This is a genomic window from Zhaonella formicivorans, assembly GCF_004353525.1.
In the GTDB taxonomy this organism is placed as follows: domain Bacteria; phylum Bacillota; class DUOV01; order DUOV01; family Zhaonellaceae; genus Zhaonella; species Zhaonella formicivorans.
Genome location: NZ_CP085524.1, coordinates 2,673,588 through 2,689,385 on the forward strand (window position 1 = coordinate 2,673,588; position 15,798 = coordinate 2,689,385).

At 43.4% G+C, this 15,798-nt stretch carries 7 protein-coding genes; all 7 read left to right on the top strand.

From position 1 onward, the window contains the following. Positions 1-301 precede the first annotated feature (301 nt). The 7 genes from dnaA (at position 302) to EYS13_RS13165 (ending at position 15,613) form a co-directional block, all read left to right on the top strand. A complete protein-coding gene (dnaA, locus tag EYS13_RS13135; RefSeq protein WP_227763568.1) occupies positions 302-1,666 on the top strand; it encodes a chromosomal replication initiator protein DnaA in 1,365 nt (454 codons plus the stop codon). 212 nt (positions 1,667-1,878) lie between these two features. Next, positions 1,879-3,006 carry a DNA polymerase III subunit beta gene (gene dnaN / locus EYS13_RS13140; protein ID WP_227763577.1) on the top strand — a complete coding sequence of 376 codons (1,128 nt, stop codon included), beginning with the start codon at positions 1,879-1,881 and terminating at the stop codon, positions 3,004-3,006. Positions 3,007-3,125: 119 nt separating this feature from the next. Then, positions 3,126-3,356 (top strand): RNA-binding S4 domain-containing protein, encoded by a 231-nt coding sequence (locus tag EYS13_RS13145; RefSeq protein WP_277998205.1) that lies wholly within the window; start codon positions 3,126-3,128, stop codon positions 3,354-3,356. Positions 3,357-3,366: 10 nt separating this feature from the next. Beyond that, positions 3,367-4,494, top strand: coding sequence for a DNA replication/repair protein RecF (gene recF, locus EYS13_RS13150; RefSeq protein WP_227763579.1), 1,128 nt, complete (start codon positions 3,367-3,369; stop codon positions 4,492-4,494). Between the two features lie 14 nt (positions 4,495-4,508). Beyond that, complete coding sequence (gene remB / locus EYS13_RS13155; protein ID WP_227763587.1) at positions 4,509-4,763, top strand: extracellular matrix regulator RemB; 255 nt, start codon at positions 4,509-4,511, stop codon at positions 4,761-4,763. Between the two features lie 210 nt (positions 4,764-4,973). Then, positions 4,974-6,893, top strand: a complete 1,920-nt coding sequence (gyrB, locus tag EYS13_RS13160) for a DNA topoisomerase (ATP-hydrolyzing) subunit B (RefSeq protein WP_227763588.1) — start codon at positions 4,974-4,976, stop codon at positions 6,891-6,893. Positions 6,894-7,192: 299 nt separating this feature from the next. Beyond that, positions 7,193-15,613 carry a glycoside hydrolase family 94 protein gene (locus EYS13_RS13165; protein WP_227763590.1) on the top strand — a complete coding sequence of 2,807 codons (8,421 nt, stop codon included), beginning with the start codon at positions 7,193-7,195 and terminating at the stop codon, positions 15,611-15,613. Positions 15,614-15,798: the final 185 nt, after the last annotated feature.

Below are 15,798 nucleotides of genomic sequence, written 5' to 3' on the forward strand. Positions count from 1 at the left end.
AATAAACATACATAAGCTCAGGTGAGTTTAGGCCTAATAGAGAGGCTAATGATTTTTCTACTCCCGCGCCAAGACTTGGCGTTAGCCAAGTTTCTTTGTTTTTTTCTAAAGCTTTTCTACAATTTTTCATTTTTTTATAAGGTAAGTGCACATCAAAAAAGCGTTATCCCAATTTAAAGTTAGTTGTGCATAGATTGGTGATAACTTTCTTTTTGTCGTAGTACTTTAATGTCTATCCACAAGTTTTCCGCTTTCGGCTTGTGGATAACTAGTCTTTAAAACCATAGGGGGTAAGTTTTTCATGTTGTCTGCAGAATTAGATGAGATTTGGAGCCGCACTCTGGATATCCTGGAAAATGAGTTGAGCCGGCCAAGTTTTGAAACCTGGTTAAAATCAACCAGGCTCCTTAACTTCGATGGCCTGACCATGCTAATCGGCGTTCCTAACGAGTTTGCAAAGGATTGGCTGGAAACCCGTTATTATAATATGATCAAGAATACAATTCAATTAATCATAGATCAGGATGTAAACTTAAGCTTTGTTCTGCCTTCAACCAAAGAATATATGTTATACAGCAAGCGAACGGAAAACAAACCGCATGCGGTTCCGCATATTCAGACAACCGGTTCTGAAGAAACGCCCCACTTAAACAGTAAGTATACTTTTGATACTTTTGTCATTGGAAACAGCAACCGGTTCGCTCATGCAGCCTCGCTGGCAGTAGCAGAAACACCTGCCAAAACCTACAATCCTTTATTTATCTATGGCGGAGTTGGTTTAGGCAAAACTCATCTGATGCACGCCATAGGCCATTACGTAATAGAACACAATAAAAAAGCAAGAGTCCTCTATGTTTCTTCTGAAAAGTTTACCAATGAACTGATAAATTCCATTCAAGACGGCAAAACTGTTGAGTTCAGAAATAAATACCGTAACATAGACGTTCTGCTAATTGACGACATTCAGTTCCTGGCAAAAAAAGAGAGGACCCAGGAAGAATTTTTCCATACATTTAATGCCCTGCATGAAGCCAACAAACAAATTGTAATTTCCAGCGACAGGCCCCCAAAAGAGATTCCCACTTTGGAAGACCGTTTGCGGTCGCGCTTTGAATGGGGGTTAATCACCGATATACAACCCCCTGACCTGGAAACGAGAATAGCAATTTTGCGTAAAAAAGCCAGTCTGGAAGGTTTGGAAATGCCTGATGAAGCAATGATGACTATAGCCAATAAGATCCAATCCAATATCAGGGAACTGGAAGGTGCTCTAATCCGAGTAGCTGCGTACGCTTCAATCAGCAAAAGGACCATTACCGCTGAAATAGTTGAAGAAGCTTTAAAAGATCTGGTGCCGACCGCTAAACCTCCGGAAATCACCATCTCCAGAATTCAAGAAAAAGTAGCTAAGCACTTTAACTTGAGGGTTGAGGAATTTAAAGCAAAGAAAAGAACCAGAAGCGTTGCTTTTCCCAGGCAAATTGCCATGTACTTAGCCAGGGAGCTAACCGACTTATCTTTACCCAGGATTGGGGAGGAATTTGGGGGCAGGGATCACACCACGGTTCTTCATGCCTGGGATAAAATATCCTCTGATTTAAGGGCCGATGGAAACTTGCAGCAAATTATCGACCAGATTACTGAAGCAATTAAATCACCCAACTAGAGAAGTATTTAAATTTAGCTTGCTAAAATTATGTGCATAAATTTGCGGTTTAATCCACAGCTATATACACAACATAAATCCTTTCAATTAGCCAGATGACGTTGACTTATACACATTTACACAGCGCTTATTACTACATCTACTAGCTAAATATAGATGTAAATAATCATTTACGACATGACCTCACAAACAAAATTTGTAGGAGGACAATAATGAAAATCTTAGTAAATCAGGATGAACTGCTGGCAGGATTACAAACAGTGCAACGGGCAATCTCCAGTAAAAGTACATTACCAATTTTAAGTGGTATTTATTTAGCTGCAGAAAACGATATACTGCGCCTGAGGGCTACAGATTTAGAAATTGGCATTGAATGCACCATTCCGGTGCAAGTAATTGAAGAAGGCGCAACTGTTTTGCCTGCAAAATATTTTGTGGAAATAGTAAAAAGGTTGCCTGATCTGGTTATTACTGTGGAAACTGATGAAAACTCAAATTTAGTAACAATTACTTATGGTTCTTCCCAAGTGCAATTAAACACCTTTGATGCCCGGGAATTTCCCTTGCTGCCTGAAATTACCGGACAGCATACTTTCAAAATTAATTGTGATCTGTTAGTAAATGCTATTAAGCACGTTTCCATAGCTGCATCTACGGATCCAACCAGGCCTATTTTTACAGGCATACTAATGGAAGTGGAGGCAGGCAACACCATTAATTTAGTGGCAACAGATACCCATCGTTTGGCTTACCGTCAGCTTAAATTGACAGGACCGGCTAATCCAGAGCATAATTTTGCAGTGATTATTCCCAGCCGTTCCTTGAATGAGCTTAGCAGGATTTTTAGGCCAGAAGATAATTTGCTTGAAGTGAGAGTAGCCAACAATCAAGTTATGTTTAAAGCAGATTCCATTATGTTAGTTTCCCGGCTCATCGAAGGACAGTTTCCCAATTATCAACAAGTAATACCCCAGGAATATTCTTCGAGGGTGCGGATTTTGAGCAAGGGTTTTTGTGACTCGCTGGAAAGAGCTGCACTTTTATCAAAGGATGACTTAAAAACCAGATCAAATGTTATTAAATTGGACATCCAAGGAAATAATCTTACTATCACTTCCAAATCAGCTGAAATAGGCAATATACACGAAGAAATTCAGGTTTACCTTGAAGGAGAAGAAGCAGAAATAGCCTTCAATGCCAGGTATTTAATTGATGTATTAAGAGTCATTGATCAAGAAGAGATTTTCTTGGATCTGACAGGATCTTTGAGCCCTGGAATTATAAGGCCTGCCGACAGCAATAATACTTTGTTTTTAGTTTTACCTATCCGCTTAACCTGATTAAGTGTTTGAGTTGAGCTTATTGAGTCTAGATTTAAAATGGCTGGCGCCGCGTACGGCGCCGCTTATAAACCCTGGTGTGCATTGGTTACTAGGTTTATAGGAAGGGGTATAAAACTTTGTCTGATAATATTGAAGAAATACTTATCAATACTATTGATATAAAACTGGATCAATTTTTAAAATGGGCAGAGTTAGTAAGCACAGGCGGGGAAGCAAAACAGCTTATTACCTCCGGGCAGGTGAAAGTTAACGGAAGCCTGGAAACAAGAAGAGGCCGACGTTTGCAAGACGGGGATGTAGTGGAAGTTAAAAATAAGGGCCGGTACAAGGTAAGTCGTACGCTCTAGGGGCAATCTTATGCAATTAAAATCCCTGTTTTTAAAAAATTTTACAAATTATACAAGCCTTACATATCAAGCCGGTGAGTTATTAAACCTCTTGATCGGTGATAATGCCCAAGGCAAAAGCAATTTGCTTGATGCCATTTACTATTTGTCCGGCGGCAGTTCCAACAGATATCCCAGTGACCAAGATTTAGTGCAATGGGGAACTGATTATTTTCAAATTCAAGGAGAAACTGTCAACAAAAATTCCATGTACCAGCTGAAATTCAGCTGGCTTACCGGGAAAAAGCAGGTTGAAGTAAACGGTGCCAAGGTACAAAAGATTGCAGATATAATAGGGCTGTTTAACGTGGTTTTTTTTTCGCCCGATGATTTATTCCTTGTTAAGGGGAATCCCTCACTACGAAGGAAATATCTTGATAATGAAATAAGCCAAGTCAGCCCAAAATATTATTATAACCTGCAGCAATACCGTAAGATTCTGTTGCAGCGTAACAATCTTTTAAAAGCTATTAAACTTAAAAAAGCTGAACCTGAGGATCTAACCATCTGGGACCAGCAGCTGGCTAAAACCGGTGCATGGCTCATCATGAAAAGGCTGGAAATGCTGCGTAAACTCAAACCCCTGGCGCGACTGGCCCATCGCAAAATGACCGGCGGTTTGGAAGAGCTGGAAATCAGCTATAGTACTTCTTTGCTACAGTCGGCATTCATAGAAAAAAACCCGGAGGATTTTGCAGTTTACTATTTATCCCGTTTAGGGCAAGCGTTGGAAGAAGATATTTTTAAGGGCTATACTACACTGGGGCCCCATCGGGACGATTTTGATTTAAAGATAAACGGCATAAATGCAAGAGTTTATGGCTCGCAAGGACAGCAAAGAACTGCAGCTCTAAGTCTCAAGTTGGCTGAGCTGGAATTCATGTTTGCCGAAACGGGTGAATATCCCGTGCTGCTTTTAGATGATGTCTTGTCTGAGCTTGATAAAAACCGTAGGGAACAGCTCCTGGCTACAGTCAGCGACAAAGTGCAAACTTTTATTACCTGTACAGAAACAAATTATTTGAGTCAGGCCCTCTTAAACAAGGCTGATATCTACCAAGTGGTTAAAGGAAACTTGAAAAAGATAAAAGCTCATTAGAAATGAGGTTAAAGATGTATCTGCATATTGGTGGGGATGTTTTAATTCCATTGAAAGATATAATAATGATAATTAATTTAGAAAATCTTGAGTTGTCAACCGCTACTAAAGATTTTTTAGAGTTGGCCAGGTTAGATAAAAATATCAAGGGCTGTGAGCCGGCAGTTGCTAAGTCAGGCATTGTTACCACTAAAGCTGTTTATTACTCAAGTATTTCTACCCATACTTTGTGGCGCAGGGGTTTGGATAAATCTTTATATCCGGGTTAATTTTCTCACTTTTTTAATGCATTCTTTTAGATTGCCACTCTTTTGATTCCTCTATTCTATCTTGAAAATAACTGTAGCGTTTATGTTCTGTTGCTCCCGCTGTTTGAATCAAGAGCCCCAACTGCATGGCGGAACCATCAAATGCTTTCGTTCTTTGGAACATATGTGCTATAATAAAATATTGGAATAAATAGTAAAGGGGGTAGACAGTTGACAGAGCAAATTTCGCAGCAGGTGGACGCAATATATGATGCCAGCCAAATTCAGGTATTGGAAGGTCTGGAAGCTGTGCGTAAAAGACCCGGAATGTACATTGGAAGTACAAGCTCCAGGGGATTGCATCACTTAGTTTATGAGATTGTAGATAATAGCATAGATGAAGCTTTAGCCGGTTACTGTGATAAAATCGAAATTGTAATTCATGAAGATAACAGCATCACTGTAACTGATAACGGCAGGGGTATACCTGTAGATATCCACCCCAAGATTGGAAAACCGGCGGTAGAGGTGGCTTTAACTATTTTACATGCCGGCGGAAAATTTGGGGGTAACGGTTATAAGGTTTCAGGAGGACTGCATGGCGTTGGCATGTCCGTAGTTAACGCTCTTTCCGAGTGGCTGGAAGTTAAAGTCAAGCGGAACGGTGAGATTTATTCCCAGCGTTATGAACGGGGAAAACCGGTAACTCAGTTAAAAGTTATTGGCAAGGCAAAGGGTACCGGTACGCAAGTTACTTTTAAGCCTGACGGTTTAATTTTTGAAGATCTGATCTATGATTTTGACGTTTTGGCCCATAGATTGCGGGAACTGTCTTTTTTAAATAAAGGCGTGAAAATTACCTTAAAAGATGAGCGAACTGATAAACAGGAAGTATTCTTGCATGACGGCGGCATAGTGGATTTTGTGAAACATTTAAACAAAAACAAGGATGTGCTGCATAACCGTCCTATTTACCTGCATGAAGAAAAGGACGGCATTGAAGTGGAGATTGCTTTACAATACCATGACGGTTACGTAGAGAATATTTTTTCCTATGCCAATAATATCCATACCACCGAAGGCGGAACCCATGAAGTAGGTTTCAAAACTGCTTTGACCCGCGTTATTAACGACTATGCGCGCAAACACAACCTGTTAAAAGATAACGATCCTAACATGACAGGCGAGGATATCAGGGAAGGCCTGACGGCCGTAATCAGTGTAAAAGTAAGGGAACCCCAATTTGAAGGACAGACAAAAACAAAATTGGGCAACAGTGAAGTCAGGGGGATTGTGGACTCGGTCCTAGGGGAGGGAATGTCAACTTATTTGGAAGAGAACCCTTCCGTGGCCAAAAAGTTTATTGAGAAGTCCATTAGTGCTGCCCGTGCCAGGGAGGCTGCCAGGAAAGCAAGGGAATTAACCCGCCGCAAAAATGCTTTAGAAATTTCTAATTTGCCAGGAAAGCTGGCTGATTGCTCTGTTAAAGACCCTGCTATGAGCGAACTATACCTGGTAGAGGGAGATTCGGCCGGAGGATCAGCTAAACAAGGGCGGGATCGACGCTTTCAGGCTATACTGCCTCTCAGGGGTAAAATTCTTAATGTAGAAAAGGCCCGTTTGGATAAAATTTTAAACAACGAAGAAATCAGGGCTATGATCACCGCTTTAGGTACCAGCGTGGCTGAGGATTTTAACATTGAAAAAGCCAGGTACCATAAGACCATTATTATGACTGATGCCGATGTGGATGGTTCCCATATTAGGACTTTGCTCTTGACTTTCTTTTACCGCTATATGAAACCCTTAATTGAGCACGGTTATGTCTATATTGCTCAACCTCCGCTTTATAAGGTAAAAAAGGGAAAAGAAGAACATTATGTTTATAATGATGAGGAGTTGGATAAACTGCTGGATAAGTTAGGCAGGGATAATTACAGCATCCAAAGATATAAGGGTCTGGGCGAAATGAATCCGGACCAGCTCTGGGAAACCACCATGAATCCCGAAACCAGGACTCTCTTGCAAGTTTCCTTGGAAGATGCAATGGAAGCCGATGAAATTTTCACGGTTTTAATGGGAGACAAAGTCGAGCCCAGAAGGGAATTTATCGAAATGCATGCCAAAGAAGTCCGCAACCTGGATGTGTAGTTGTGTTTTTGTGTAGGTTGAAAATAGTTTTGCGATTTTAAAAAAGTTTTGCATCAATTTTGCAAAATACTATTACATCAAATATAGTAGTATGCTAGAGATACGGCCTATCCAGTTTTACGAAGGCTGTATATTTTTTTACTTTATGATTTAATGGGATTCAATTAGACTTTACCGTGGCCATGATCCCCAGCAGATGCTGTGGCATACGTTCAGTTGAGGTAGATAAATGTTTATAGAAATGCAGTAAGGGACATAATAAGTCAAGTGAAAAACTTACTTGACGGTGATTGATGCTAATGAATACTAGTCTCCTTGGCCCTGAAGACATCGAAAAACACGCGTTGGAAATAGCTAAAAGTCATGTAATGGAAGGAAAGACAAGGTTTCCAAAATGGTTAGTGAACCGGCTGGGCAGTAGTTATAAAAATATTTTAGAAGTCTATAAGATTATCAACAGGGAGACAGGCGGAGAAATTCCCTTATCTCCTACAGCCGAGTGGCTGCTGGATAATTTTTATATCATAGAAGAACAGGTTAAAAACGTAAAACAAAATTTTTTCAAAAGGTACTGTTTTCAACTGCCAAAGCTTAAAGATAACCGGCTGAAAAATTACCCCAGGGTATATGATCTCGCTCTGGAATTGGTTACCCATACCGACGGCAGCATTGACGAAAAAACTTTGGTCAATTTTATCAGAGCTTATCAATCGCAGCAGCAGCTCACTATGGGTGAATTATGGGTACTGTCAGCCATGCTTAGAATAGCTTTGATTGAAAGAATCAGCCACATTTGCCATCAGCTTGCTGTGGATTATAAGCATAGGCAGGATGCTGAGCACTTGGCTGTCCTCATCATCGCCGCTGCCGAAAAAGGTGAACACGAGGTTCAAAAAATAATCAATGAACAAATTGAAAATAAAGCCGTTATCAGCACCAGTTTTCTTGTATTTCTGGTACAAAAGCTTAGAAAGCAAGGAAAAAAGACCGCAGCCCTGATTGGCTATATTGAACAGAAACGGAGAGACAAGGAAGCTTCTTTAGAGGAGTTAATTCAGCTGGAGCATCAGACGCAAGCAGCCAGGCAGGTTTCCATAGGAAATTCTATAACTAGTCTGCGGATGCTTGCAGCTATTGACTGGAACGAAATTTTTGAGTCGCTAAGTCATGTGGAAGAAATTCTCAGGCGGGATCCATCAGGCTTTTACAGTCAGATGGATTTTGAATCCAGGGACCATTACCGTCATGCTGTAGAAAAGATCTCCTGGTTTTATAATACTTCGGAAATCGATGTTGCTAAGTTGGCTTTAGACTGTGCCCAGGAGGCCTTAGCAAAAAATGAACGGGATCCGGTACGCCATGTAGGTTATTATCTGATAGACTCCGGAAGAAAGGCGCTGGAGAAACGGATTGGTGTTAAACCTGCGAGGATTAAAAAAGCCTTTGGTTTTTTCAAAAGGTATCCTTATATTGTCTATTTTGGTTCTATAGCGGTGCTAACCCTAATTATAATTTCATTTTTTCTGGGGTATGCAGCCAAGCAGGGAATTATATCCCCCTTTTGGTTATTAGGCATTGGGCTTGTGCTTTTAATCCCTGTGAGTGATCTGGCCATAAACACAGTTAATTTTGCCTTGAGCCATATCTATGTGCCGACAGTACTGCCTAAGTTAGAGTTAAAAGAGGGTATTTCCGAAGAAAACAGCACTATGGTAATTGTTCCAACCCTCTTGCCTAATGCAAACAGAGTAAAAGAACTGTTGGAGAAATTGGAAATTTATTACCTGGCCAATAAAGAGAACAATCTCTATTTTGCCTTAGTGGGTGATTATAAGGATGCGAATTCCAGGGAGCTGGCTGACGACCTCCAAATTGTTGATACAGCGTTAAAGGGTATTAACGATTTAAACCGGCGTTATGCTGAAGCCAAGCCGATTTTCTACTATTTTCACAGAGAACGGCGTTATAATGCTGCGCAGAAGCAGTGGATGGGTTGGGAGCGGAAAAGAGGGGCTATCATTGAAATAAATGATTTGCTCAGGGGTTCCCGGGATACTGGTTACACCATACTTAGCTGTGAAATGTCCCAGATACCTGCTGTTAAGTACATAATAACTCTTGATGCTGATACAAATCTACCCATGGGCGCTGCCAAAAGGCTCATTGGAACTATGGCCCACCCTTTGAACAGGCCTGTAATCGATCTGAAAAAAGGAATCGTCGTTAAAGGCCATGGCATACTTCAACCACGGATAGGGGTGAGTATTGAAAGCGCTAACAAGACCCTTTTTTCCAGAATTTTTGCGGGACAGGGAGGTATTGACCCCTATACCACAGCTGTATCCGATGTCTACCAGGATCTATTTAATGAAGGTATTTTTACAGGAAAAGGCATTTATGAACTGGATACTTTTCAAAGTTTACTGAAAGAATCCATACCTGAAAACAGTGTGCTAAGCCATGACCTTTTGGAAGGAAGTTATCTCCGGGCAGGGCTTGTTACTGATATTGAATTAATCGACGGTTATCCCGCCCGCTATAATTCATTTTCCATGCGGCTGCACCGCTGGGTTAGAGGAGATTGGCAGCTTATTCCTTGGCTCTTGACCAGGGTGAAAGACAGACAGGGGCAGTGGAGAAAGAACCCTCTCTCTGCTCTTTCAAAGTGGAAGATCCTTGATAATTTAAGAAGAAGTATGTTAAACCCGAGTCTGTTTCTTTTAATTGCCCTGGGCTTTGCAAAGCTACCCGGCAGCAGTATGGTTTGGCTGGGGTTAGCCGCTCTGGTAGTTGCATTTCCAACGCTAACATATTTAGCAGGGGGGGTTCTTTCTAAAAATTACCATCTGTTGGAGGGAACAAAGGGCCAAACTGTTATTACAGGGTTTAAATCCAGCCTTTACCAGGCAAGCCTCCAGTTTCTGTTTATAGCTTATCAGGCATATTTAATGGCTGATGCTATCGTTAGGACATTGGGCCGGGTCTTTGTTACCAGAAAGAATTTACTGGAATGGATTCCGGCAGCTGATCTAGAGGCTTTACTGAAAAACGACTTGCGTACTTTTTATAAAAAAATGATGGCTTCTCCCTTATTGGGGATATTGGTTTTAATGTTGGCGCTGCTTGGGAAAGATTCAGGCTTGGGAATTGCTGCGGCGGTTTTAGTCTCCGTGTTCTGGGCAGCTGCGCCTCTGGTGGCCTTTAAAATTAGCCAGGATTATGTTCAAAAGGTAGAGCATTTAAGCGAGCAGGAAATATTTGAACTGAGAAGGCTGGCCAGAAAAACCTGGGCCTATTTTGAAGATTTGGTAACTGCTGAAGAAAATTACCTGCCGCCGGATAATTATCAGGTGGACCCGCCCAATGGGGCAGCTCACCGCACATCCCCCACCAATATCGGGTTATTGTTGGTATCCACCTTGGCGGCCCGGGATTTTGGCTATCTTGGCACCGCCCAAATGGTTGAAAGGATTGATGCTACCCTGTCTACCGTGGAAAAAATGGAGAAGTGGGAAGGGCATCTGTATAACTGGTATGATACGTTAAGCCTTCAAGTTTTAAGGCCCAGGTATGTATCTACTGTGGACAGCGGCAATTTTGTGGGCTACCTGATGACTTTGGAAAAAGGGTTAGAGAGATATCTGCACGAGCCCCCGGCTGACCTGAGTATGGTTCAAGGTTTACTGGACACTGTCAGGATTTTTAATGAGGAACTTGAAACGGGCGAGCGGGGTATAAATTCCCTAGTGCTGGAGAAATATCTGGCCGAAGGAAAGTATGATGCTAAAAGTTTTATGGAAATATTAGACAACATACTGGCTGAGTTGTCCCTGGAGGAAAAAAAGGCAAGGATACAAACTTCCCCGTGGGGAAGAAAAATTTTGTCCATGGTCGATTCTTTTAAAAAAGAAGCAACAGTTTCAAGCGAAGGGCTCTATGAGCAAGGCCGGAATTTATTGCAAAGGATCCGGATATTAATCGAAAATACTAGATTTATTCCCCTGTACGACCCTAAAAGGCAGCTTTTCTCCATCGGATATAACGTGGAAGAAGGCATGTTAACCAGGTCTTATTATGACTTGCTGGCCTCGGAAGCCAGGTTGGCTAGTTTCATAGCAATTGCCCGGGGGGAAATTGACAAGAAACATTGGTTCAGGCTGGGGAGAAAGCTTACCAAGGTAGACGGTTCAAAAGGGTTGGTTTCCTGGGCAGGTACCATGTTCGAATATTTTATGCCCCTTTTGGTGATGAGGAATTTTGAACATTCCCTGCTGGATGCCACTTATTCCTTTGTAGTGAAAGCGCAAAAAAAATACGGCCAAAAGCGGAAAATTCCCTGGGGAATATCCGAATCGGCTTACTATGCCTTTGATATGGACTTAAATTACCAATATAAGGCTTTTGGTGTGCCTGAGCTTGGCTTTAAAAGGGGACTGGGCAATGAGCTGGTGGTAGCCCCTTATGCCACAGTACTTGCTTTGACTATTGATCCTAAAGGAGCCGTTAATAATATTGCCAGTTTAAAATCCTCAGGCTTAGATGGGGAGTACGGCTTTTATGAATCTATAGACTATACACCGGCCAGAGCAGCTTTTAATGGACAAGGTTTAATAATTAAAAACTTTATGGTCCATCATCAAGGCATGATCATGTTATCGTTAACTAACTACTTTAATGATAACATTATGCAAAAGCGTTTCCACGCAAGCCCCCAGATCAGGTCAGCGGAGGTCCTGCTGCAGGAAAGGATGCCCTATAACGTCGGGATCGTCAAAGAACATCAGGAAGAATATCAACCCCTGAAGAGAAAAGTTCAGGATGTCCCGGAAGTCATCAGAAAATATGGAGTTCCTCATGGCGAATTACCCAATGTTCATCTTCTTTCCAATGGAAGCTATTCGGTAATGGTTACTGAAGGGGGGACAGGTTACAGCAAAAATCATGACATAGCGGTTGCCAGGTGGCGGGAAACCTTGAGAGGTCAAAGTTTTGGATTTTTTATCTACATTCAAAACATCAACTCCAACAATGTCTGGTCTGCCACTTTTGAACCCTATAAGTTGGAACCTCAAGGATACAGAGTGGTTTTTTCGCCGGATAAGGCCGAATTTATCAGAAAAGACGGCAGTATCGAGACCCATACTCAAATTGTAGTTTCGCCGGAAGACAACGCTGAGGTCAGAAAAATAACTCTAACCAACAACAGCCGGCATTCCAGGGTTTTGGAAGTAACCAGCTTCTTAGAAGTTGTATTGACCCATCCTGATGCAGATTTGGCCCACCCGGCTTTTAGCAACCTCTTTGTAACAACGGAATTTGTTCCTGAATATGGCTGTCTGCTAGCCGTAAGGCGGCCTAGAAGCCCAGGCCAAAAGCCGGTATGGGCTATGCATACAGTTGCTGCTCTAGGAGAAGTAATCGGGGACCTGCAATACGAAACAGACCGGGCCAAGTTTATCGGCAGAAACCGGACTTTGGCTAACCCACAGGCCTTAGATGTTGATCAGCCATTGTCCAATTCCGCGGGGGCCGTCCTTGACCCTGTAATGAGTTTAAGAAGAAGGGTGAAGCTCCCCGCCGGTCACTCAGCAACAATTGCTTATACCCTGGCCGTAACCGACAGCAGGCAAAGTGCTTTTGCTTTAGCTGATAAGTACCGAGACATAAAAGCAATTGAGCGGGCCTTTGAATTTGCCTGGAACCGCAGCAGGATTGAAGCGAGTTTCTTGGACATTAAATCCGAAGAAATGGAACTATACCTGAATATGGTTTCTTCCATTATTTTTCCCGGGCCGGTCAGGCGCAGGTATGAGGAGATTATCTCCAGGAATAACAAAGGACAACCCGGTTTGTGGCCCTATGGAATTTCCGGTGACATTCCCATAGTGCTGGCCCATGTTAATGACAAAGAACAAATGGAGCTGGTCTTTAAACTCCTCAAAGCCCATGAGTTTTGGCGGATGAGAGGTTTGAAAGTTGACTTGGTTTTCCTGGCCGAGGACGAAAGCGGCTATGTCCAGCCGTTGCAGGACAGCATCAGGGAAGCTGTTTTTGCCAGCCATGCCCGGGATATGCTGAACAGGACGGGCGGGGTTTATTTGCTGAACGCTAATTTAATGGCAGAGGAGGAAAAAGCTCTGCTTTATGCTGCAGCCAGATTGGTATTGCAGGGTGATGCCGGACCTGTCCACGAACAGTTGCTGTGGAAAAAACCAAAAACAAGTGTGCCACGGTTGATTAAAGTTACCGTGAATAGAGGGGAAGCAGGCCAAGAATTTCAGCTTGTCGCAACCCCAAAAATCAATTTTTCTCAGCTGCTTTTTTATAACGGAACCGGGGGCTTCAGCCAAGACGGAAAAGAATACATTATTTATTTAAGGGAAGGGCAGCACACTCCGGCTCCCTGGATTAACGTGATTGCCAACCCAGGGTTTGGCTTTACTATCACTGAGTCTGGAGCAGGTTATACCTGGGCGGAAAACAGCCGGGAAAACAAGCTGACCCCCTGGTATAACGACCCTGTAACAGATTTGCCGGGGGAAGTTTTATACCTCAGAGACGAACAGTCGGGGGATTACTGGAGCATAACTCCAATGCCCATCCGGGAAAAGGAGGATTATGTCATCCGGCATGGAAAAGGGTATACCTCCTTTTGGCATACAAGCCATGGTATTGAGCAACAGTTAACGGAGTTTGTATCCCTGGAAGACCCGGTAAAAATTTATCTTGTAAGGTTAAAAAATGAGTCCCGGGTCCCAAGGAAAATTTCGGTAACCTATTATCTGCGTCCTGTACTTGGGGTCAACGAGCAGGTGAATGCCCAGCATATCATTACCCAAAGTTACGGTGAAAAAGGGATTCTTTTGCTTAAAAACCCCTATAACTCTGATTTCCCGGGTAGAATTGCTTTTGTTGACACATCGGAAATCCCCAGGACTTTTACCGGCGATGAAGATGAATTCATTGGGGTGAACGGGGATTTGGAGCGACCGGCCGCCCTGGAAAGAGAAGGACTTTCCGGTACGGTGGGAGCAGGGCTCATGCCCTGCGGGGCTATGCAGGTGAAGCTGTCCTTAAAACCGGAAGAAACGAGAGAGGTTGTCTTTCTCCTGGGCCAGGGCAAGGATTTAGCTGAAGTATTGTCCATTACAGGTAAATACAGCAGCGTGACCGCGGCCCGGGAGGAATTGGCCAAATTGCAGGCCTTCTGGGCTGATAAGCTGGAAGTTATCCAGGTAGCAACACCTGATCCGTCCATGGACATCCTCTTAAACAGCTGGCTTCAGTATCAGGTCATTTCCTGCCGGTTATGGTCCAGGGCTGCTTTTTACCAGTCGGGGGGAGCCTACGGCTTTAGAGACCAGCTGCAGGATGTAATGGCAGTAGCCTACACCTGGCCGGAGCTGACCAGAAAACAAATTTTGCTCCACGCGGCCCACCAGTTTGTTGAGGGAGATGTTCAGCACTGGTGGCACCCGGGTGTTAATAAAGGTATCCGGACCAGGTATTCCGATGATTTTCTATGGCTGCCTTACGTAACAGCTGACTATGTGCAGTGTACCGGCGACTGGACTATTTTGGATGAAGCGGTTACTTTTTTGGAAGATGAGCCTTTACCTGTAGATGAAGATGAAAGGTATAATATACCCAGGATTTCGCAAGAAAAAGATACTATTTACAGCCACTGCCTCAGGGCTATTGAGAATGCTTTAAAATTCGGTGCTCACGGACTGCCCCTGATGGGCTCAGGCGACTGGAACGACGGCATGAATACCGTAGGGAATAAAGGAAAAGGGGAAAGCGTCTGGTTGGGCTGGTTTCTCTATACGGTCCTAACAAAGTTTATTCCCATCTGCGCAGCCCGTAATGAGCAGCAAAGGGCGGAACGATATTCCCGAATTGCCGCCGAGCTCGCCGTAGCTATCGAGAAAAATGCCTGGGATGGCAGCTGGTACCGGAGGGCATATTTTGATGATGGCACACCCTTAGGCTCAGCAGCCAACAGTGAATGTAAAATTGACTCCATTGCCCAGTCATGGGCTGTCATTTCAGAGGTCGGCAGACCCAGCCGGGCGGAAGAAGCCATGCAGGCTGTGGAAAATTACCTGGTTGACCGGGAGGCCGGGATCATTAAACTGCTCACTCCCCCCTTCGGCGACGGGCAGCTTCAGCCCGGCTACATCAAAGGCTATGTTCCGGGAGTCAGGGAAAACGGGGGCCAGTATACCCATGCGGCCGTGTGGACAGTTTTGGCCTTTGCCAAGCTGGGAATGGGAGATAAAGCCTGGGAACTGTTCCATTTAATTAACCCAGTAAACCATGGGCGCACTCCGATGGGAGTGATGCGCTATAAAGTGGAACCTTATGTACTTGCTGCTGACGTTTATGCGGTGCACCCTAACGCCGGTCGCGGAGGGTGGACCTGGTACACAGGCGCTGCAGGATGGATGTACCGGGTAGGGATTGAGCATCTCCTGGGAATAAAAAAACTTGGCGCAAACCTCTTTTTCGACCCATGTATTCCTAAAGACTGGCCTGGGTTTGAGGTTCGTTACAAGCTGCCAAAAACATTATACCGGATTCGCGTCCGAAATCCCAAGAGGGTCAATAAAGGTGTGGTAAAGGTTATTGTTAACGGTAAGGAGGTTCCTGAAGTTTATGTTCCCCTGGTGGATGACGGTAAAGAGTATGCAGTAGAAGTGATTATGGGTAAAAAATGAGTCAGGGGAGAGACGGTTACCTGACTGGTTGTTTAAACTTCATTAAAAGTGCATATTAGACTGCCATAACAAAATAACCTACTGGTTACCCCTGGCTAATAGTCAGGGGTTTTTTAGCGATCATTCCGTAGGGACTTCCTTATTCAATACTGCACCTACTGTTGTACTATTATGGGAACATATTT

Bases quoted from the DNA above. Each gene is read 5' to 3' on its own strand.
- remB (WP_227763587.1), top strand. From the start codon at position 4,509: ATGTATCTGCATATTGGTGGGGATGTTTTAATTCCATTGAAAGATATA.
- dnaA (WP_227763568.1), top strand. From the start codon at position 302: ATGTTGTCTGCAGAATTAGATGAGATTTGGAGCCGCACTCTGGATATC.
- dnaN (WP_227763577.1), top strand. From the start codon at position 1,879: ATGAAAATCTTAGTAAATCAGGATGAACTGCTGGCAGGATTACAAACA.
- EYS13_RS13165 (WP_227763590.1), top strand. From the start codon at position 7,193: ATGAATACTAGTCTCCTTGGCCCTGAAGACATCGAAAAACACGCGTTG.
- recF (WP_227763579.1), top strand. From the start codon at position 3,367: ATGCAATTAAAATCCCTGTTTTTAAAAAATTTTACAAATTATACAAGC.